General features: G+C 43.7%; 19 protein-coding genes and 2 tRNA genes. 17 read left to right on the forward strand and 4 right to left on the reverse strand.

What is annotated here, in order from left to right; translation table 11 throughout:
- Positions 1-40: 40 nt before the first annotated feature.
- Positions 41-991 carry a uridine-preferring nucleoside hydrolase UriH gene (uriH, locus tag Xedl_RS13820; RefSeq protein ID WP_074024416.1) on the reverse strand — a complete coding sequence of 317 codons (951 nt, stop codon included), beginning with the start codon at positions 989-991 and terminating at the stop codon, positions 41-43.
- A 452-nt stretch (positions 992-1,443) separates the two neighbouring features.
- On the opposite strand from uriH, the gene Xedl_RS13825 reads away from it, so the two are divergent.
- From Xedl_RS13825 to Xedl_RS13845, 5 genes are all read left to right on the forward strand, one after another.
- Positions 1,444-2,745, forward strand: a complete 1,302-nt coding sequence (locus Xedl_RS13825) for an NAD(P)/FAD-dependent oxidoreductase (RefSeq protein WP_074024453.1) — start codon at positions 1,444-1,446, stop codon at positions 2,743-2,745.
- Positions 2,746-2,791: 46 nt separating this feature from the next.
- Complete coding sequence (locus tag Xedl_RS13830) at positions 2,792-3,172, forward strand: cupin domain-containing protein (protein ID WP_074024417.1); 381 nt, start codon at positions 2,792-2,794, stop codon at positions 3,170-3,172.
- A gap of 15 nt (positions 3,173-3,187) precedes the next feature.
- Positions 3,188-4,681 carry an aldehyde dehydrogenase family protein gene (locus Xedl_RS13835; RefSeq protein ID WP_074024418.1) on the forward strand — a complete coding sequence of 498 codons (1,494 nt, stop codon included), beginning with the start codon at positions 3,188-3,190 and terminating at the stop codon, positions 4,679-4,681.
- A gap of 224 nt (positions 4,682-4,905) precedes the next feature.
- Positions 4,906-6,342 (forward strand): alkaline phosphatase, encoded by a 1,437-nt coding sequence (phoA, locus tag Xedl_RS13840; protein WP_074024419.1) that lies wholly within the window; start codon positions 4,906-4,908, stop codon positions 6,340-6,342.
- A gap of 161 nt (positions 6,343-6,503) precedes the next feature.
- A complete protein-coding gene (locus tag Xedl_RS13845) occupies positions 6,504-6,737 on the forward strand; it encodes a DUF1435 family protein (protein ID WP_074024420.1) in 234 nt (77 codons plus the stop codon).
- Between the two features lie 44 nt (positions 6,738-6,781).
- On the opposite strand, the gene Xedl_RS13850 is transcribed toward Xedl_RS13845, so the two are convergent.
- From Xedl_RS13850 to rsmC, 3 genes are all read right to left on the reverse strand, one after another.
- A tRNA-Leu gene (locus Xedl_RS13850) sits at positions 6,782-6,868 on the reverse strand.
- A 46-nt stretch (positions 6,869-6,914) separates the two neighbouring features.
- A tRNA-Leu gene (locus Xedl_RS13855) sits at positions 6,915-7,001 on the reverse strand.
- Between the two features lie 202 nt (positions 7,002-7,203).
- Entirely contained in the window at positions 7,204-8,217 is a 1,014-nt protein-coding gene (rsmC, locus tag Xedl_RS13860) for a 16S rRNA (guanine(1207)-N(2))-methyltransferase RsmC (protein WP_074024421.1), read from the reverse strand.
- A 130-nt stretch (positions 8,218-8,347) separates the two neighbouring features.
- Between rsmC and Xedl_RS13865 the strand changes: the two genes are divergently transcribed.
- The 12 genes from Xedl_RS13865 (at position 8,348) to Xedl_RS13920 (ending at position 20,937) form a co-directional block, all read left to right on the forward strand.
- Positions 8,348-8,758: a DNA polymerase III subunit psi gene (locus Xedl_RS13865; RefSeq protein ID WP_074024422.1), complete on the forward strand. Its 411-nt coding sequence runs from the start codon at positions 8,348-8,350 to the stop codon at positions 8,756-8,758.
- The gene (gene rimI / locus Xedl_RS13870; RefSeq protein WP_074024423.1) at positions 8,727-9,173 is read left to right on the forward strand and encodes a ribosomal protein S18-alanine N-acetyltransferase; all 447 of its coding nucleotides are present in this window, start codon (positions 8,727-8,729) and stop codon (positions 9,171-9,173) included. The genes Xedl_RS13865 and rimI overlap by 32 nt, the downstream gene beginning before the upstream one ends.
- Before the next feature lie 165 nt (positions 9,174-9,338).
- Positions 9,339-10,928: a peptide chain release factor 3 gene (gene prfC, locus Xedl_RS13875; RefSeq protein WP_074024424.1), complete on the forward strand. Its 1,590-nt coding sequence runs from the start codon at positions 9,339-9,341 to the stop codon at positions 10,926-10,928.
- 195 nt (positions 10,929-11,123) lie between these two features.
- Complete coding sequence (locus tag Xedl_RS13880; protein WP_074024425.1) at positions 11,124-11,486, forward strand: BON domain-containing protein; 363 nt, start codon at positions 11,124-11,126, stop codon at positions 11,484-11,486.
- A 312-nt stretch (positions 11,487-11,798) separates the two neighbouring features.
- Complete coding sequence (locus tag Xedl_RS13885; RefSeq protein ID WP_074024426.1) at positions 11,799-12,917, forward strand: patatin-like phospholipase family protein; 1,119 nt, start codon at positions 11,799-11,801, stop codon at positions 12,915-12,917.
- 1 nt (position 12,918) lies between these two features.
- Positions 12,919-13,689 carry a TatD family hydrolase gene (locus tag Xedl_RS13890; RefSeq protein ID WP_074024427.1) on the forward strand — a complete coding sequence of 257 codons (771 nt, stop codon included), beginning with the start codon at positions 12,919-12,921 and terminating at the stop codon, positions 13,687-13,689.
- Between the two features lie 297 nt (positions 13,690-13,986).
- On the forward strand, positions 13,987-15,252 hold the full coding sequence (locus tag Xedl_RS13895) for a NupC/NupG family nucleoside CNT transporter (protein WP_208605062.1): 1,266 nt from the start codon (positions 13,987-13,989) through the stop codon (positions 15,250-15,252).
- Positions 15,253-15,359: 107 nt separating this feature from the next.
- A complete protein-coding gene (gene deoC / locus Xedl_RS13900; RefSeq protein WP_074024429.1) occupies positions 15,360-16,139 on the forward strand; it encodes a deoxyribose-phosphate aldolase in 780 nt (259 codons plus the stop codon).
- Between the two features lie 84 nt (positions 16,140-16,223).
- Positions 16,224-17,579, forward strand: a complete 1,356-nt coding sequence (gene deoA, locus Xedl_RS13905) for a thymidine phosphorylase (protein WP_074024430.1) — start codon at positions 16,224-16,226, stop codon at positions 17,577-17,579.
- Positions 17,580-17,656: 77 nt separating this feature from the next.
- Positions 17,657-18,880 carry a phosphopentomutase gene (gene deoB / locus Xedl_RS13910; RefSeq protein ID WP_074024431.1) on the forward strand — a complete coding sequence of 408 codons (1,224 nt, stop codon included), beginning with the start codon at positions 17,657-17,659 and terminating at the stop codon, positions 18,878-18,880.
- Between the two features lie 73 nt (positions 18,881-18,953).
- A complete protein-coding gene (gene deoD, locus Xedl_RS13915; protein WP_074024432.1) occupies positions 18,954-19,670 on the forward strand; it encodes a purine-nucleoside phosphorylase in 717 nt (238 codons plus the stop codon).
- 727 nt (positions 19,671-20,397) lie between these two features.
- Positions 20,398-20,937, forward strand: a complete 540-nt coding sequence (locus tag Xedl_RS13920; protein ID WP_074024433.1) for a fimbrial protein — start codon at positions 20,398-20,400, stop codon at positions 20,935-20,937.
- The last annotated feature ends 239 nt before the right edge of the window (positions 20,938-21,176 follow it).

Genomic DNA, 21,176 nt, shown 5'->3' on the forward strand with positions numbered 1-21,176 from the left:
GGAGGGATAGCCTCAATAGTCAAAGAATAAATTAATAATATCAGTAAGTTGTTTCGCCAATATTTTTCAGGGCATCAATCACTAATTGCCAGAATTTGGCGTGATCCAATTTGACCGCAACTTGCGTATGGCAATCTTCAGGTGGTGGAAAACGGAAATCTGCAACAGTCATTCCAGTTGTTAAGGTTCCCATAAGTTCGATATTCACGGGGACTTTTTGGGTCGTCATAACATCAGGGTCGATCACATAGGCTACAGCACAGGGATCATGCACGGGAGCATAGCTAAATCCTTGATGCTCACGATATCTATCACCGTAAAATTTCAGTGCATCCAAAACGAACTTGGCGGAATGTGTCTTAATCTGGGCGATTGCCGCGATAATTTCAGGTGTTGCTTGCGCTTGGTGAGTGAGATCTAAACCGACCATCGTCAGCGGCCATTTTTCATTAAAAACAATGTGTGCGGCTTCTGGATCGATGACGATATTGAATTCTGCAACTGCGCTTTTATTTCCTTTATGATAACCCCCTCCCATTAATACAACTTCTTTTACACGCTCAACGATTTGCGGTGCTTTGCGTGCAGCCATAGCAATATTTGTCAAACCCGCCGTTGGAACCAAAGTCACACTTTTGGGCGGGTTTTCCATAATCACATCGATAATAAGATCAACTGCATGGCGCTCATCCAGTTTCATATTAGGTTCAGGAAGAATCGGACCATCCAGACCAGTTTCACCGTGGATATCAGGGGCGGTATTGATCTCCCGCACAAGTGGACGGTGACAACCTGCTGCGAAGGGAACGTTATGAATGTTGGCGATGCGTGCAACGCAAAGAGCATTATGGGTGACTTTATTCAAGGTCTGATTACCAACAACGGTCGTCACAGCCAGCAGTTCAATATTGGGGTTACCGTGGGCAAGTAAGAGAGCAATGGCATCATCATGCCCAGGATCGCAATCAAGGATGATTTTCTTGGGTAGCATATTTATTCCTTTCCAGTGATTATACCCTTCATTTTTCAAGTTGCTGTTTTGTCAGTCACAACTCGAAGCCTATTAGGTACATATGTAAATATTTACTATTAGGATAATTTACTAACAGAAAAATTCCCTCCAATCTCATCACAAAACGGAAATCAAAAAATTACAATTTATTAATAAATAACCTAATAATTGTGATTTGGTTAACATGAAAACAACAAATGATTTGAGCATTTCAAGTGCATATGATTCATATATATAGCAGACATGAAATGCATGAATGTCTATTTTTATAAATTTATTAACTTATTAGTAAATTGCTCTTTATTGTTTTGTTAATACACCTGAATAACTAATGTTCAAAAAATGTGATAAACACCCTCTGAAAAAAGCAGTAACAAGGTAATTAGCTGTATATACCATCAGGGGATAAGCAGATGCTCATGGGGTATAACATGAATAATAAACTTGATTCATTAACATATTATACGGCGACAAAAAAATATGATCTTCGTTTTCCAATGCTGACAGAAGATCTGGATGTTGATGTAGTTATTATTGGCGGAGGTTTTTCCGGTATCAATACAGCATTAGAGCTGGCAGAAAAAGGCATTACCAATATTGCTATTTTGGAAGGCCGAACGTTGGGATATGGCGGTACAGGCCGTAATGGTGGTCAGGTGATGACGGGCATTGGTCATGATTTGGATAAGATCAAACGCCACGTAGGTAAAAAAGGTCTGGAAACTATATTTAAAATCAGCAGTTTGGGAGCAGAAATTATTCGTGACCGAATTGCCAAATATGATATTCAGGCTGACTTTTGCCAGGGGTATGCCTATCTTGGCTGGAATTCTCGACATGATAAGACCTTGCAAGGTTGGTTACAGGAATTTCGTTCGGCTTCCCCTGACACAGAAATTGAGCTTTATACTGGCGCAGATGTTAAAAAAGTCATTGGCTCAGACCGTTATACCAGTGCGTTAAAACACATGGGAGGCGGGCATGTTCACTCGCTCAACTTGCTACTTGGAGAAGCCAAGGCTGCCACTGAGTATGGCGTCAGAATTTTCGAAAACAGCCAGGTTGTGAGCGTAGAATATGGTCCCAGAGTTACAGTACGCACAGTAACAGGATCGGTTCGTGCCAGTAAGATGCTGTGGGCATGTAATGGCTTTTTGGATGGACTCGAACCGACTATTTATAGAAAAACGATCAACACCTATGCTTTTCAATTGATGACAGAAAAGCTGTCGGATGATTTGATTGATAAGATCAGCCCAATTAGAGGGGCATACAGTGATATTAGCCCAGTCATTGATTACTACCGTGTTACCAAAGAAAATCGCCTGTTATATGGCAGTGCGACACATTTTATAGAGTATATTCCTGCCGATTTAAAAGCATGGAACCGCAATCTCATGCTCAAAACTTTCCCTTACTTGAAAGATGTGAAGATAGAACTGGCATGGGGCGGGCCATTATGTTGCAGCGCTAATCTGTTCCCGCAAATTGGCTCTCTGCCTCAGCATAAAAATGTGTTCTATGTTCAAGGCTATTCAGGTTTTGGTGTCACACCGAGCCACATCATCTGCAAAATTCTGGCTGAGGGAATGAGCGAAGGCTCAGAGCGTTATTCGCTACTTAGTTCGATTCCACACCTCAATATTATCGGGAAAGAAAAACTGAGAAATGTACTGCTCTCTGTCGGTAAGACCTGGCACCAAACTTCCGGTTATTGGAAAGGGCGTCGTTAGTTTTTCTTTTTACATTTTTGGAACGTAACAGTTAAAGGTAAACATCATGATAAAGCCATTATTGTTAGATAAAGCACTTCCTGAATTACTGCCAATTGGCAGTGTCACTAATCTTGGTTCTATTGTGGTAGAAGGGGAGCCGCAGGCGAGTGTAGCCATGATCCACGGAGAACCATCGGATAATCTGACATGTGGTATTTTTGCCTGTACTAAGGGCAAATTTAAAATGACCTATCCCTTCGATGAGATGGCAACAGTGCATGAAGGTTCAGTGAAACTGACCGATGTCAAAACTGGGGTGATGGTTGAATATCATAAAGGCGATTCGTGGTTTGCGGCAAAAGGGAGTGAAATATTGTGGGAAATCACCAGTGAACGTTTCGTCAAACATTATATGGCTTGTATAAATGGGCCATTGTCTGACTAGACAGGGGAAAAAATAATGAGTGAAATTAATTTGCTGGAGTCCGTTACCACTTTTTTGCAGCGTTCTCATGGTCATTATATTAATGGAGCCTCTGTCGCTGGTCAGGAAAATGAAATTTTCTCTATCGTTAACCCAGCTTCTGGTGAAGTAATCGCTACGGTCAATCAAGGTGGAGATACCGAAGTTCATCAGGCAATGCAGGCGGCATCAGCCGCTTTTCACGGTGTGTGGGCACAGACATCTCCTCTGGAACGGGGAAATTGCCTGAATCGGTTGGCTGATCTATTACAAAAAAATAGTGAGGAGTTAGCACAACTGGAAAGTGTATGCTCCGGTAAACCGATCCAATTATCCCGTATGCTGGATGTGGGAGCATCAGCCGATTATTTACGCTATTTTGCCGGATGGTCGACCAAAATCACGGGGGAAACCCTGAATGTTTCATTGCCATCGTTTAAAGGAGAAAAATATTCGGCATTCACGCGCCGTGAGCCTATTGGTGTTGTAGTTGGTATTATCCCGTGGAATTTTTCCATCATGATTGCGATCTGGAAATTGGGAGCCGCATTGGCCTGTGGTTGTACGATTGTGCTTAAACCCAGTGAATATACCCCCTTAACCATGCTTCGTGTGGCCGAATTGGCAAAAGAAGCGGGTATCCCAGATAGTGTGATCAATATCGTCAATGGTTCAGGCGCCCGCGTTGGATCTTCTCTCATTAATCATCCTCAATGCGCTAAAGTCACTTTTACAGGCTCGGTTCCAACAGGAATGAGTGTGGGGAAATTGGCTATGGAGCAAGGACTAAAGCGCACAACGCTGGAGCTTGGCGGTAAAAACGCAGCGGCTTTTCTGTCTGATATGACAGTTGAAAAGATCGTTGATGGCATACTGGAGGCGGGATATGTGTATCAAGGGCAAATTTGTGCAGCCGCGGAGCGCTTTTATATTCCATCCGTTCACATGGATGCGGTTTTGGCGTTACTTTCTGAACGCTTATCTGCGATGAAAATTGGCTCTCCCCTTGATGAATCGACGGAAATGGGGCCTTTGGCAAATAAAGAACATTACGAAAAAATTCTGTCTATGTTTGAGACAGCGCGTCAGGAAGGCAATGAAATTGTCCACGGAGGCTATGCTTTGGAGGGGGCGGGATTCTTTGTCGCACCCACAGTGATTAGAGCCAATCGTGTTGAAGACACACTCATGAACGAGGAGACATTCGGGCCGATTGGTACTTTCCTCAGTTATGATGATGAGGAAGAGCTAATGACTATGATGAATGCAACGCCATTTGGTCTGTCTGCCAGCCTATGGACGAATGATATGAGCAAGGCGATGCGTATGACTTCTCGCATTGAAGCAGGAATGTTATGGATCAACATGCATACGTTTGTCGATCCTGCTGTTCCGTTTGGGGGCATGAAGTCTTCAGGAATGGGGCGTGAGTTTGGCAGCGCATTTATTGAACATTACACGGAGCTGAAATCGGTCATGATGCGTTATTGATGGGGGCGTTAACTCACCAATGGAATAGGGAATTATATTGATAGAGCGCTACTTGGCCTTTGTTTGCTGACGCGCTCATTTTTTTCTTCTTGCCTTGCAGAAAAAATCGTTGTCATAAGAATGTCACCATAGGTTCAAATAATTGTCATGTGACATATCTATTATCCGGGCAACTCAACATGATGATTTTTTTATTCTATTCATCCGATTGCAAGGAAAATCCTATGTCGTGTAATTATGAAAAAAATCTGCTTGCTGCGGTGGTTGCTGTATTGATGTCAGGAGTTACAGTGCCTGTATGGGCTGTTGGCGATCCAAATCACATTATGGCGCAACAGCGTGCAGCCCAAGGCGATATTACCGAATTTGGTGGTGCCCGCCGTCTCACCCAAGATCAAACTGAAGCGCTTAAGGCTGCATTGAACAAAAACAAAGCCAAAAATGTGATCTTGTTTATCGGCGACGGTATGGGGGATTCTGAAATTACCATTGCCCGTAATTATGCCGAAGGCGCAGGTGGATTCTTTAAAGGGATAGATGCCTTGCCATTCACGGGGCAATATACCCACTACTCATTAGACAAGAAGACAAAGAAACCCAACTATGTTACAGATTCAGCGGCTTCTGCCACGGCCTGGGCAACAGGAGTAAAAACCTATAATGGGGCGTTGGGAATCGATGTCTTTGGCAACCCTCATCAATCTCTTTTGGCGCTGGCTAAAAAGAACGGCAAGGCAACGGGAAATATCACCACGGCCGAAATTCAGGATGCAACACCAGCGGCTTTATACGCCCATATTACGCATCGTAACTGCTACGGCCCTAAAGAAACTTCAAAGTATTGCACCACAGATGCTCTGGAAAATGGAGGTAAAGGATCTATTACTGAACAATTGCTGACCGCACGTGCGGATGTCACCTTGGGAGGTGGTGCAAAATCGTTTACCCAGCAATCGAGATCGGGCGCCAATAAAGGGAAGACATTGCAGCAACAGGCATTGGAGCAGGGATACCAATGGGTAACGGATGCGAAGTCATTGTCAGCCGTCAAAGATGCCAATCAACAACAACCCTTGTTGGGCTTATTCCATGATGGAAATATGGATGTCATCTGGGAAGGGCCAAAAGCGGTTTATCACGGTAATATCAATGAAAAGCCAGTGAAATGTGCAGTGAATGCTAAATTAGATCCTAACGCACCTACATTGGAGCAAATGACAGAAAAGGCGATTGATTTACTGAAAAAGAATAAAAATGGCTTTTTCCTGCAAGTGGAAAGTGCTTCGATTGATAAACAGGATCATAATGCCAACCCTTGTGCACAAATTGGTGAAACAGTAGCCTTGGATAAGGCTGTACAAGCTGGCCTTAAATTTGCCAAAGAACATGGTGATACTCTGGTGATTGTGACTGCCGATCATGCGCATGCTAGCCAACTCATTGAGCCTAGTGTCAAATCCCCTGGCTTGACTCGATCGCTGATTACAAAAGATGGCGCAGTCATGACCGTAAACTATGGTAATTCGGAAGGGGATAGACAGGAACATACCGGTACACAGCTACGTGTTGCCGCTTATGGCCCACACGCAGCCAATGTTGTCGGTTTGACTGATCAGACCGATCTGTTCTTTACCATACGTGATGCCATGTCGCTAAAATAATCATATCTTGCTTATAATCCCTATCATTGACTTTCAACTTGTAATTAATTCGCTACCATATAGGGTATTGAGAATCATTATTGTTATAGTGGGTGGCTGATTATGTTTAGCACAAAGTGGAAGTTAAAGCTGTTTTTTACCAAAGCATGATGGGATAAGGTATGACGGGATTCTGGGGATTACTGTTATCCAGTTTGATCGCATCGGTAGTTATTGTATCAGTGCTGGAAATAGTCGGTGCAGGAATAGAACAATTTAAGTTTGTCATTCAAGGCGCCATGCTGCTGACACTTGTTCTGTTACTACATCGTAATGCACGTCATTTTCTATTGATACCTGCTGGCATTGCCATTATATGCAGCCTGTTTGCTTGCTTGCGCTATCTGGGACATTAAGGAAGATTGAGGAAACAACGAGAAAGAGAAGAAAAATGTAACAGTGGTGCGAAGGGGGGGACTTGAACCCCCACGTCCGTAAGGACACTAACACCTGAAGCTAGCGCGTCTACCAATTCCGCCACCCTCGCAGGTACTGCCATTTATCTGGTTTGTTTAATTGATAGCTATCTGATTTGGTGCGAAGGGGGGGACTTGAACCCCCACGTCCGTAAGGACACTAACACCTGAAGCTAGCGCGTCTACCAATTCCGCCACCCTCGCGTTAATCAGATACTATTACTTAAACGACTATCACTTAAGCGAATAGCATGGAGGCGCATTCTAGAGATTTTATGGCTGGCGTCAATCATTATTTAGGGAGAAAACGCGTGATTGGTGTAAAAATCAGCATGTCGATGTCAACAAATATTACCTGCCCGTTAAATTAGGGCAGGCAACAGAGGAATTGCGTTTTCTGCCTCAATTATCTCTTAGTCGCTTGGTATACTTTGAATTTACCTGTTTGCGCAATGACTTTATGGCCACCAAAGGTCTTATCCAGCAGATTAGGATAAGGTAAGAAAGCGTTTGCAACGATCCGCAATTTACCGCCGGATTTCAGATAGTTTGGTGCCATACGGATCATATCTTCAGCCGCCGCCAAATTGGTTTTCAGGCCATCATGGAAAGGGGGATTAGAAATGATCCAGTCAAATTTTTCTTCAATGGCAGAATACACATTACTTGTGACTACATTGCCTTTCAGCTTATTGGCTTGCAAGGTCGCCTTACTCGATACGATAGCGGCAGCATTGACATCACTTAATGTCAGGGATAAGTCAGGGTTCTTTTTACCCAATACAGTAGCCAATACGCCGGCACCACAAGCCATATCCAGCAGGCTACCAGAGAGAGGGGCATCGAAAGTAGAAAGCAGCAGACGACTGCCGATATCCAAATCATCCTGGCTAAATACGCCGGGCAGTGTATTGACGGTGACATCTTCCACCTGATAACTGTTCCACCAATTGTTTTGGTCAAACTGAACCTGGTTTTTCAATTGACCGTAAAACAGGCTGCAACGACGTGCTGTATCAATTTTACCGAAAGTAGCGATGCCTTCCATTAACTTATCAATACTGCGTACACCACTACGGTTTTCACCCACAATAAAGATATCAGTACCGGATGGCAGGATAGAAAATAGATTGCGTAGTTGAAAACGCGCTTCTTGTTTGCTTTTTGGCCAGTAATAAATCAGCGTATCACATTCTCTGATAAATGCGCTGTCCGCTACAAGGCCAAACCAGGCATTATCACCAAGCTGACGGATCAGGGATTGCCAGTGGTGATATTGGTTAGTATGCACATGCACACTTGCAGCTTCAATTTCCGTTGCCAGGTTATCCTGAAGATCACCGGCAAAGAGCAGATGACGAGAGCGAAATTGTTCATGATGGCGCAGGATAACTTCGCTGGCCGGGGTTAATACTGACATCTATGTATAGCTCCTTATAAATCTTTATCTGAATATCAGAGGGCGGTACTGGCAAGCTGGTTGGCGCCGGGATAAGCCCTCTGATAATATATTACCTGTTATTTTTTTACGGCAGATGGAATAAAACACGATGACAAAGCGTGACAGATTACTTTCCCGCCTGGGGATCACCCAATGGGTTTTGCGTAGCCCGATGGCTTTGCAAGGCGAATTATCTGTCCTCATCCCTGATTCAACCCGTCTATTGATCATTAGTCATGATCACATTGACTTAAGTCATTCATTGTTTGCTGATGTTTTTACAGCCATGGGGATCGATGCCTCATCGGTATATTGCATCACGACCAAAGATGTTGAGCTACTTTCGGAATCAATCCACTGCCCAAGCTGGCTGTTGGGGATTGATATTACCTTACCAGTACAAGGGATTTCTTTGAGAAGCCCAGCATTAAATGACTTATCTCTTGATGGGAATGCAAAACGCGCTCTTTGGCAACAAATTTACCATTATGAAGAATATTTCTCTATTAACTCCCGTTGATCTTCCCGCAGCATTTCAAATAGAACAAGCCAGTCATGCGTTTGCGTGGAGTGAAAAAACCTTTTACTCCAATCAGGGAGAACGTTATCTCAACTATAAGATAACGCAGAATGACCAGATGATCGGTTTTGCGATAACACAGTATGTTATGGATGAAGCAACACTATTTAATATTGCTATTCATCCTGAATATCAATCGCGGGGATATGGCAGGGCATTACTGACGCATCTCATTAACCTATTACCTGAAAAACAGATCAATACATTGTGGCTTGAAGTCCGACGTTCTAATCAGGCTGCTATTCGTTTGTACGAAGATATGGGCTTCAATGAAGTTTCTATCCGTAAGAATTATTACCCGACTGCGGCAGGAGGTAAGGAAGATGCCATTATTATGGCATTGCCGTTGTTTTAAGTTGATTTGAGTAATAAGTCTAAAAATCACTGATTGTTTATAAATCCAAGTTCAGCCAAAATAAGCGCCAATCACGATTAACACGACGGATTTGCCAGTGGAGCGCCATCAGGGGGCGCTTTCCAAGTGATATCAATCCGCCTACGAACCAGAAGATTCTAATTGATGTCAAACTCCTCATTTCAGCAGGAAGTCGCGAAACGGCGCACTTTTGCAATCATTTCCCACCCGGATGCGGGTAAAACAACCATTACCGAAAAAGTATTACTGTTCGGACAGGCGATCCAGAAAGCGGGAACGGTCAAAGGACGGGGTTCTAACCAACACGCCAAATCAGACTGGATGGAGATGGAAAAACAGCGTGGTATTTCCATTACCACTTCCGTGATGCAGTTTCCGTATGCTGATTGTCTGGTTAATTTACTGGATACCCCAGGACACGAAGACTTCTCAGAAGATACTTACCGTACCTTGACTGCCGTTGACTGCTGTTTGATGGTCATCGATGCCGCGAAAGGGGTTGAGGATCGTACCCGTAAGTTGATGGAAGTCACTCGTCTGCGTGATACGCCGATCCTGACATTCATGAACAAGCTCGACCGTGATATTCGTGATCCAATGGAACTCATGGATGAAGTGGAAAATGAGCTGAATATTGCCTGTAGCCCAATCACATGGCCAATCGGCTGTGGTAAATACTTTAAAGGCGTCTATCACCTTTACCTTGATGAAACTTACCTGTACCAATCAGGCCAGGGGCATACCATTCAGGAAGTTCGTGTTATCAAAGGAGTGGACAACCCTGAGCTGGATGCGGCAGTGGGTGAAGATCTGGCGAATCAATTGCGCGAAGAGCTGGAACTTGTCAAAGGGGCATCCCATGAATTCGATCAGGAAGCCTTTTTACAGGGAGAATTAACCCCCGTCTTCTTCGGTACTGCTTTGGGTAACTTTGGCGTTGATCATATGCTGGATGGCCTGGTGAAATGGGCGCCAACCCCAATGCCTCGTCAGACTGATGCGCGTGAAGTGGCTGCCAGTGAAGAAAAATTCACCGGTTTTGTTTTCAAAATTCAGGCTAATATGGATCCGAAACACCGTGACCGTGTGGCATTTTTGCGCGTTGTTTCTGGTAAATATGAAAAAGGCATGAAACTGCGTCAGATTCGCATTAAGAAAGATGTGGTCATTTCTGATGCACTGACCTTTATGGCAGGAGATCGTTCTCATGTCGAACACGCTTATCCAGGGGATATTATTGGTCTGCATAATCATGGCACCATTCAGATTGGCGATACTTTTACCCAGGGTGAGGAGTTGAAGTTTACTGGCATCCCTAACTTTGCACCTGAATTGTTCCGCCGTATTCGTCTGCGCGATCCGTTGAAGCAGAAACAGTTGCTGAAAGGTCTGGTGCAATTGTCAGAAGAAGGCGCTGTACAGGTATTCCGTCCGCTGTCCAATAATGATTTGATCGTCGGGGCGGTAGGTGTGCTTCAGTTCGACGTAGTTGTTGCCCGTTTGAAGAGTGAATACAACGTTGAAGCGCTGTATGAACCGGTTAACGTTTCTACGGCTCGCTGGGTAGAGTGCAGCGATGCGAAGAAATTGGAAGAGTTCAAGCGCAAAAATGAGCAGAACCTGGCTCTCGATGGGGGGAATAACTTAACTTACATTGCACCAACAATGGTTAATTTAAACTTGACCAGTGAGCGCTATCCTGATGTTTCCTTCCGTAAAACACGGGAACATTAATATCTTTTCGGGGCCAGCTATTCTGTTGGCCCTTATTATTTATTCTATATATCTCCTCTGCTATTTATGCCAATAAAAGAATAATTCTCTGGATTAACGAAAATATACGTTATTTTTTGTAAATCTCATTTTATCACCATTGCCTAATTGACATACTGTTTTGGTATTCAGGCTGAAGTTAAAAAAGGTGGTAGGATGAAAAAATTTACATATTCACTACTGGCTGTTGTTTTAGGCTCGGCATTGGTCAGTGGTAGTGCTCTGGCAGCGGATCTTTCTGTAGGAAAAACGTTGGAGAATACAGGGCAACAAATCGATAACTCCTTGCAAAAAGCAGATGCTTATTTAGACGATAGTGCCATTACAGCAAAAGTGAAAGAAAAATTGCTGAAACATAAGGGGATAAATAGTCATGACATTTCGGTGAAAACGGAAAAAGGCGTTGTCCATCTTTCCGGTTTTGTCAAAAACAAACATCAAGCGGCAAAGATAATTAAGATTGTTCATGGAATAAAAGGGATTAAATCAGTAAAAAGCACAATAGAGATTAAGAAATAATCTTAGTTTGAAAAAAGCGTAGGTTGAACAATAACAGATATTTTGAATAGAGTGGCTGATAATAGCCACTCTTTCTGCTTTTTTTCCTCAGATAATATCACTGTTAAGTGGCGAGATTATTCATAGGAATGCTGTTCGCTGGCGGCATTCAGATAGTTTGCTATTTTTATATCAATTTAACTATTGATGCTCTCTTTTTTCAATTTTTATAAAAATGTTAAAAGCAAGTTGTTTGGATAACGATATACTGATAGATATTCGGCTAATGTGCTATGGCTTGGTGCTGCTATTGACTTTCAGAGGGAGAGAGGAGTGGGGAAACATATTTCAATAACATTGGGTAATATCGAACCTTTAGCTTATAAATCACAAATCAAACCTGGGAAAATTGCTCTCGTTTGTGAAGGTGGTGGTCAGCGAGGTATTTTTACCGCCGGTGTTTTGGATGAATTTCTCCGTCTTGGCTTTAATCCGTTTGAACTGTTCCTTGGGACATCAGCGGGAGCGCAAAACCTTTCTGCCTATATTTGTGGTCAGAGGGGATATGCACGCAAGGTAATCAACCGTTATACAACCGACCCCGCTTTTTTTAATCCATTGCGCTTTGTGCGCGGTGGGCATTTGATCGATTTAGATTGGTATATTGATACCGTATCTGAGCAGTTACCCCTCAATTTTTCTGTTGCAATGCGTCAGTTTGATGCTGGACGTGAATTCTACATGTGCGCCTGTCGCTCGGATAATTTTGAGCCGAATTACCTGCATCCAGATGACAAAAATTGGATGGATATTGTCAAGGCCTCAAGCGCCATTCCAGGGTTTTATCGTAATGGCGTTACTCTTGGTGATGTCGTTTATCAAGATGGTGGTATTTGTGATGCGATCCCAGTGCAGGAGGCCTATCGCCGTGGGGCAGATACTATAGTTGTGATCCGCACAGTGCCTTCACAGCTTTACTATACACCCCAGTGGCTCAAACGCATGGAGCGCTGGTTAGAGGCCAGTAGCTTGCAAAGAATGGTCAAGATGCTCAACCTCCATGCACAGAGTTACCGCCGGACACAGAAATTTATCGAAAACCCACCGGATGATGTGCAAGTTTTTGAAATTTATCCACCAGCTCCCTTGGCTACAATGGCTTTGGGCAGTCGGCTTAGTGCGTTAAATCAAGATTATCATTTAGGACGGCGTTGCGGACGATATTTTCTGGCAACAATTGGACATACTTTTGTTGAAGGCAAATTTGGGAATGCAGAACTTAATAGCTATGGGGTACTCCGTACAGGGTTAAGTTCTGAACACCACTGTTTTCGGCGAAACCATTTCCTAAACCGCGGCAATCATTGCTCACCAGAGGGTTCCCCTGCGTCTGAGGGGGTGGAGCATGTGCAAACGACAAGGACTCTCATGATGGATAACCTGGATAATTAACATGTTTATTGATACACATTGTCATTTTGATTTTCCCCCTTTTGTTGGTGATGAAATAGCGAGCCTGCAACAAGCCAGACAAATGGGCGTGGAAAAAATTATTATCCCCACGGTAAGTCAAATGAATTTCCAGAGAGTTTCTGCGTTGGCTAAGGCTTATTCTCCAATTTATGCCGCATTTGGTTTACATCCACTCTATATTGCTGACCACCAAGAGATTCATTTGGATGCGTTGGAGCAAACACTACAGGAAAAAGAGGCCAAGTGCGTTGCAGTAGGCGAAATTGGCCTTGATCTTTATATGCCAGATCCGCAGTTTGAAAAGCAGAAAAGCATGTTAGAAGCGCAGCTAAAACTCGCTAAGCAATATGATCTACCGGTGATCCTCCATTCCAGAAAAAGCCATGATCAATTGGCGGCAATATTGAGAATACATAAGTTGCCACGAGCAGGGGTTATTCATGGTTTTGCGGGGAGTTTATCCCAAGCTCAAGTTTTTATTCGCCTGGGGTTTTACATTGGTGTTGGCGGAACAATTACCTATGACAGGGCGCACAAGACACGTAACACCATTTCACAATTACCCCTGTCATCGTTGGTATTAGAAACGGACGCACCTGATATGCCGTTATCAGGATTTCAGGGGCAGCCAAATCGGCCAGAAAGAGTTGCACAGGTTTTTTCCGTATTGTGTGAGTTGCGCCGAGAGCCGTCAGATGAAATTGCCAATCAAATTTACCAAAATAGTATGGCGCTATTTGCATTGCGTTGATTCATAACATATTAATAATGCTTAACTTATATTCCTTGCCTATTTATCCTGTTTTTCACCTTTTTCTCCGTTAAATTATCTAATCCCACCGAAATTAGATGGCTTTATGTGATGGATGTCTCATTTTTAGTTTTTATATTACTTTTTGCAGTAGTAATTTGTGATGTTAGTTGCTTGTTCCTTTTTAGTCCTAGGTATAATCGCTTCGCACACAATGTCAGTAGGAACTTATCGAATAACTGACATATTTTCTTATTATTTATTCAGTGAACAGGGATTCTTCCAATGCAACTCCTTATGAGCCTGATCGGGATGGTAGTGCTGGTTTTTATCGCAGTACTTTTTTCCAGTAATTATCGAGCTATTAAAATCCGCACTGTCCTGGGCGCCTTTCTGATTCAGGTTGTTATTGGGGCATTTGTACTTTATGTACCAGCCGGTAAAGACATTCTAGAGGGAATGTCCGCAGGTGTTTCCAACGTGATTGGATATGGCCAAAAAGGGACAGATTTTATTTTTGGCGGACTGGTTTCCGACAAAATGTTTGAATTGTTTGGCGGGGGCGGCTTTATCTTTGCCCTGCGTGTTCTGCCCGTGATTGTTTTCTTCTCATCCCTTATTGCAGTGCTGTATTACATGGGCATTATGCAACTCATCATTAAAATATTAGGTGGTGGATTGCAGAAAATACTGGGAACATCACGCACTGAATCTTTGTCTGCGACTGCGAATATTTTCGTAGGTCAAACCGAAGCTCCTCTGGTTGTGCGTCCATATATTGCGACCATGACCCAGTCTGAGTTGTTTGCCGTCATGTGTGGTGGTCTGGCTTCTGTTGCGGGTTCAGTTCTGGCGGGCTATGCATCTATGGGCGTTCCATTGGAATACCTGATTGCAGCTTCATTTATGGCCGCACCAGGAGGTTTGCTGTTTGCGAAATTGATCGTGCCGGAAACAGAAAATACCCATGATACGGCTGATGCCATGTCGTTGATTGCAGCGGAAGAGCGCCCTGCAAACGTGATTGATGCTGCGGCATCGGGTGCGGCATCGGGTATGCAGTTGGCCTTGAATGTTGGCGCAATGCTGCTGGCATTCACTGCGTTGATTGCGTTGCTGAACGGTATCTTAGGCGGTATCGGCGGCTGGTTTGATTATCCTCAATTATCGATGGAACTGATTTTGGGTTGGGTCTTTGCACCAATCGCCTACCTGATCGGTATTCCGTGGAATGAAGCAACAATTGCAGGCTCTTTTATCGGGCAGAAATTAGTGGTCAACGAGTTCGTAGCATTTATGAACTTTGGTGAATACCTGAAAGCAGACGATGTCGTTCAGGCAGCAGGTCTGCAAGTGCTTTCTGACCATACTAAAGCAATTATCTCTTTTGCCCTGTGTGGTTTTGCTAACTTGTCTTCTGTTGCGATCCTGTTGGGCGGCTTAGGTGGTATGGCGCCAAACCGTCGCGGTGATATTGCCCGTTTCGGCTTGAAAGCTGTATTGGCGGGTTCACTCTCTAACTTGATGAGTGCAACAATTGCCGGATTCTTCCTCTCGTTGTAAGACGCAGGAAGTCTATATTAAATTGAATGCAGGTGAGATTTCTCACCTGCTTTTGTTTAAGTCTGTTGTCTGATTCAGTGACGATAATAATACCGTTGGAGAGTTTTATGACCGATTTAACTGCTACCGCTCAGCGTGCGCTGGGTTTGATGGATTTAACTACACTTAATGATGATGATACGGATGAGAAAGTAACAACACTTTGTCGTCAGGCAAACAGTCCCGCCGGACCGACGGCCGCTATCTGTATCTACCCACGTTTTATCCCTGTGGCACGTAAGGTATTGCGCGAACAGGGAACCCCTGATATTCGCATTGCCACGGTGACTAACTTCCCGCATGGCAATGATAATATCGACATTGCACTGGCTGAAACTCGTGCTGCCATAGCTTATGGTGCTGATGAAGTGGATGTTGTGTTCCCTTATCGTGCCTTGATGGCGGGTAATGAGCAGATTGGTTTTAACTTGGTCACAGCCTGTAAAACGGTCTGTGCTGAATCAGGCGTCTGGCTAAAAGTCATTATTGAAACGGGTGAATTAAAAACAGCAGCTTTGATTCGCAAGGCATCGGAAATTGCAATTAAGGCTGGAGCGGATTTCATCAAAACCTCAACCGGTAAGGTTCCTGTTAATGCAACGCTGGAAAGTGCCGAAATTATGTTGAGCGTGATCCGTGATATGGGCGTAGGTGATCGCGTTGGTTTTAAACCAGCAGGCGGTGTGCGTACTAGCGAAGAAGCGGCACAATATTTGGCGTTGGCAGAACGTATTATGGGAGACAAATGGGTTGATTCCCGTCATTTTCGTTTCGGTGCGTCCAGTTTGTTGGGTAGTTTGCTGACGACTCTTGGACATCAGAGCCAAAAGCAGAGTAGTGGTTATTGAGATCAATAATGACTGATTGCACACACGCTAAGATAGGGTGCATTACTGCCATTCTTTTCAGATAATCATGATTGGGAGGTAGCTTTGTTTCTGGCACAGGAAATTATCCGCAAAAAACGTGATGGTCATTCATTGAATGAAGAAGAGATCCGCTTCTTTATTAACGGTGTCCGCGATAATACGGTTTCCGAAGGGCAGATCGCTGCACTGGCAATGACTATCTATTTCCATGACATGACGATGGAGGAGCGGGTCGCACTGACATTAGCGATGCGTGATTCTGGGACGGTTTTAGACTGGAAGCAATTGAATTTACCCGGCCCGATTGTCGATAAACACTCGACGGGCGGCGTAGGGGATGTTACTTCCCTGATGCTTGGCCCAATGGTGGCGGCTTGCGGGGGATATGTGCCAATGATATCGGGTCGTGGCTTGGGGCATACCGGAGGAACGCTGGATAAATTAGCATCCATTCCCGGCTTTGATATTTTCCCTGATGAGCACCGTTTCCGCGATATTATTCGCGATGTCGGTATTGCCATTATCGGGCAAACAAGTTTGCTGGCACCTGCGGATAAACGCTTTTATGCGACACGTGATATTACGGCAACTGTTGACTCTATTCCTTTGATCACTGCCTCCATCTTGGGTAAAAAACTGGCCGAAGGGCTGGATGCTTTGGTCATGGATGTGAAAGTGGGTTCAGGGGCATTTATGCCGACCTACGAACAATCAGAACAACTGGCCGAAGCTATCGTTGAAGTCGCCAATAGTGCGGGGTGCAAAACCACGGCACTATTGACGGATATGAATCAAGTTTTGGCATCCAGCGCGGGTAATGCTTTGGAAGTGCGTGAAGCCGTCCAATTCTTGACGGGGGAATACCGTAACCCTCGGTTATTTGAAGTTACCATGGCATTATCTGCTGAAATGCTGGTTTCTGGTAATTTGGCTATCGATCGTGGCGATGCATACCGTAAGCTACAGGCAGCACTGGACAGTGGCAGCGCGGCGGAAACATTTGGTCGCATGGTGGCAGCACAGAAAGGGCCAACTGATTTTGTCGAAAATTACACTCGCTACCTCCCAACGGCGAAATTTGTCAGGCCAGTATTGGCTGGCGAGGTGTTAGCTGAACAGAGATTAGCGGGAAAAAATTGCATCGTTGCAAAAATGGATACCAGAGCCTTAGGCATGTCTGTTGTTGCACTGGGCGGAGGACGTCGTAAGGCGACAGATCCGATTAATTACAGTGTGGGGCTGAGTGATATCGTTGCGCTGGGCACAAAAGTGAACGCGGATACTCCCTTAGCAATCGTTCATGCCAATAGCGAGAGTGCCTGGTATGAAGCCGCCGAAGCAGTACGTAAGGCGCTTGTCTTTAAGGAAAGCGAGACACAAGCCACCACACCTATGGTTTATCGTTATATCCGTGGATAAATCATACAAGCATTTAAATTGATTTTAATAGCTGGCAGTTTCCGCATTGATAGCGTGAATTGACGCAGGAGAAAATTATGAAACGTACATTCATCATGGTATTGGATTCCTTTGGTATCGGTGCAACGGCTGATGCTGAAAAGTTTGGTGATAAGGGATCTAACACTTTGGGTCATATTGCAGAACGTTGTGCCCGTGGTGAGGCGGATATTGGCCGCAAGGGGGCACTACATTTGCCAAACCTGAGCCGTCTGGGATTGGGCAAGGCAGCGGAAGGATCTTGCGGAACGTTCCCGATTGGCCTGGATAAAGATGCCGAAATTATCGGCGCTTATGGTTACGCGAGCGAACTTTCTTCTGGTAAAGACACGCCGTCAGGACATTGGGAAATTGCCGGCGTTCCGGTTCTGTTTGACTGGGGTTATTTCCATGACGAAGAAAACAGCTTCCCGCAGGAATTGCTGGATAAACTGGTCGAACGGGCAAATCTGCCTGGTTATCTGGGTAACTGTCACTCTTCTGGCACCGTTATTTTGGACAAGTTGGGTGAGGAGCATATGAAAAGCGGTAAACCGATTTTCTATACCTCTGCGGATTCTGTCTTCCAGATTGCTTGCCATGAAGAGACGTTTGGCTTGGATCGTCTGTATGAGCTGTGTGAAATTGCTCGTGAAGAGTTGAATATTGGCGAATATAACATTGGCCGCGTTATTGCCCGTCCCTTTGTGGGTGATAAAGCCGGGAATTTCCAGCGTACTGGCAACCGTCATGATTTAGCCGTTGAGCCACCAGCCCCAACTGTCCTGAAAAAACTACTTGATGAAAAGCAAGGTGAAGTGGTTTCCATTGGCAAAATTGCAGATATCTACGCGAATGTAGGGATCACCAAAAAGGTCAAGGCAACAGGCATTGATGCCTTGTTTGATGCTTCGCTGATTGAAATGGAGCAAGCGGGAGATAACACCATCGTATTTACCAACTTTGTGGATTTTGATTCTTCCTATGGTCACCGCCGTGATGTCGCCGGTTACGCGGCAGCACTGGAGCTGTTTGACCGTCGTTTACCAGAAATGCTGAAATTGGTTAAAGAAGATGACATTCTGATCTTGACCGCTGACCACGGTTGTGACCCAACTTGGGCGGGAACAGATCACACCCGTGAACATGTTCCGGTTCTGGTTTACGGACCTAAAGTTAAACCAGGTTCACTAGGACATCGTGAAACGTTCGCCGACATGGGGCAGACAGTAGCAAAATACTTCGATCTGACACCAATGGATTACGGCAAAGCGATGTTTTAGTTTTTGGCGGAGATCTTAGGGACTCCCTATTTTCATCTATTTTGATACGTAATAAAAACAAGGAAATAAATTTATGGCTACCCCACATATTAATGCTGAGATGGGCGATTTTGCTGATGTTGTTTTGATGCCTGGTGACCCACTGCGTGCAAAATACATTGCGGAAACTTTCTTGGAAGATGCTCGTCAGGTTAACGATGTCCGCGGCATGCTGGGTTTCACCGGTACTTACAAAGGCCGCCGCATCTCTGTTATGGGGCATGGAATGGGTATCCCATCTTGCTCTATCTATGCCAAAGAGCTGATCACTGAATTTGGTGTTAAAAAAATCATTCGCATCGGTTCCTGTGGTGCGGTTAGCGAAGACGTTAAAATCCGTGATGTTGTGATCGGTATGGGGGCATGTACTGATTCCAAAGTAAACCGCCTGCGTTTTAAAGATCACGACTTCGCTGCTATTGCTGACTTTGATCTGGTTCGTAATGCCGTTGATGCAGCGAAGGCGAAGAATATCACCACACGTGTTGGCAATATCTTCTCCGCGGATCTGTTCTATACACCAGATCCTCAAATGTTCGACGTAATGGAAAAATACGGCATTCTGGGTGTTGAAATGGAAGCCGCGGGTATTTACGGTGTTGCTGCTGAATTTGGCGCAAAAGCGTTGGCGATTTGTACTGTTTCTGACCATATCCGTACGGGTGAACAAACCACCGCTGAAGAGCGGCAAAATACATTTAATGACATGATCGAGATTGCGCTTGAATCCATTTTGCTGGGTGACAATTAAAAAAGCGTCAATAGTTTTAGCATTTTATTAAAAAATTATAAGCCCTTTCCGTTATTGGAGAGGGCTTTTGTTTATAAATCACACGCCAAATTATATCTATTATTAAGAATAGGCTTTAGTCGTTTATTTAATGAATGCTTTCTTTTTTTTTCTAATTTGATTAGAAAATGAATAAAAAATAATAAACTTAATATAACCTGAATAATCTTTTTAAGAAATATTTTCAATTGATAATTAGTTTGATAATCATATTTTTTGGATAAATATCCTGTTTTTATATTGAACGGCCAGATAATCATGACAATAAAAACTAAATGTTATGATTATGTCTGGATAATAAAATTCACCTCCCTTTCAGACAGATAAAATAGAGCAATAAAACAACACCAATTAAGATGCTAAATTACTAAACATTGTTCGATATAATTTAGGGGAATAACCCAAAATTGGAAAATAATCAGTAAAATATACTACTCATTATGCGTACTTTTTGGGAAAAATTCATATTTCATATGATGTTAAGGAGCATAAGTAGATTTATCGACTGAAATTTGACTTAAGGTTTATTATGTAGAATGATATTGCCGGTTTGGTTTATTTTGACAGGTTATGATCTACGTCAAAAAACTAAATAATCATTTGCCTAAGTGTCAGAATTTAATTTCTGTGCTTCGGCTTCCCTTTGGTTATTAATATCTACTTTTCGATTAAAGGAATAAGTTAAATTATGAAACTGAACAAATTAGCGATGGTTGTAGGTTTTGGTGTGGCTTTAGCTGCTGGCACTGCAAGTGCGACTAACCAAGGTAGTGGTACAGTTAAATTCAAAGGCTCTATCATTGATGCACCTTGCTCAATCAAAAACACCAATGTTGAAGTTGATCTGGGTGCCGTTTCCAGTCACGTTCTGAAAGATGGCGGCCGTTCAGCTTCCAAATCTTTCAAAATTGAGTTAGAAGGTTGTACTACTGAGACTCAAAAAAGCGTGAAAACCACCTTTACTGGCGCAGAAGCGAGTGAGAAAGGTTTACTGGCTATCGAAGGTACAGCACAAGGTGCAGCAATTGCAATCACTAACCACGGAAACAAAGTGATTCCTTTGGGAACAGAATCAGACGCAATGTCTCTGCATGATGGCAACAACGATCTGAACTTCGCGGCACATCTGAAAGGTTTGACAGTAGTAGGAGAAGACGGTAAGAGCACTGAAGAAGTGAAACCAGGTGATTTCACTGCTATCGCAAACTTTACTTTAAACTACCTATAATATTGCAAGCTATCTGATAATTTTTATTGCTTGAATATCAGGAAATTCACTTTAATTGTTAACCTTGACTTTCCTGATAATATATTTAGGGTATTTCTGGGATATAACGTGTCAGTAAGGTATGACTACAATATTCTGTAACCCGATATTTTTTATTGATGTAAATCAATATTATTACTTATTGAGTAAAACAGATTGTGTCATTAACAAAGCTATCCCTATAGAAGTAAATTGAAATA

Source organism: Xenorhabdus eapokensis, from assembly GCF_001908105.1.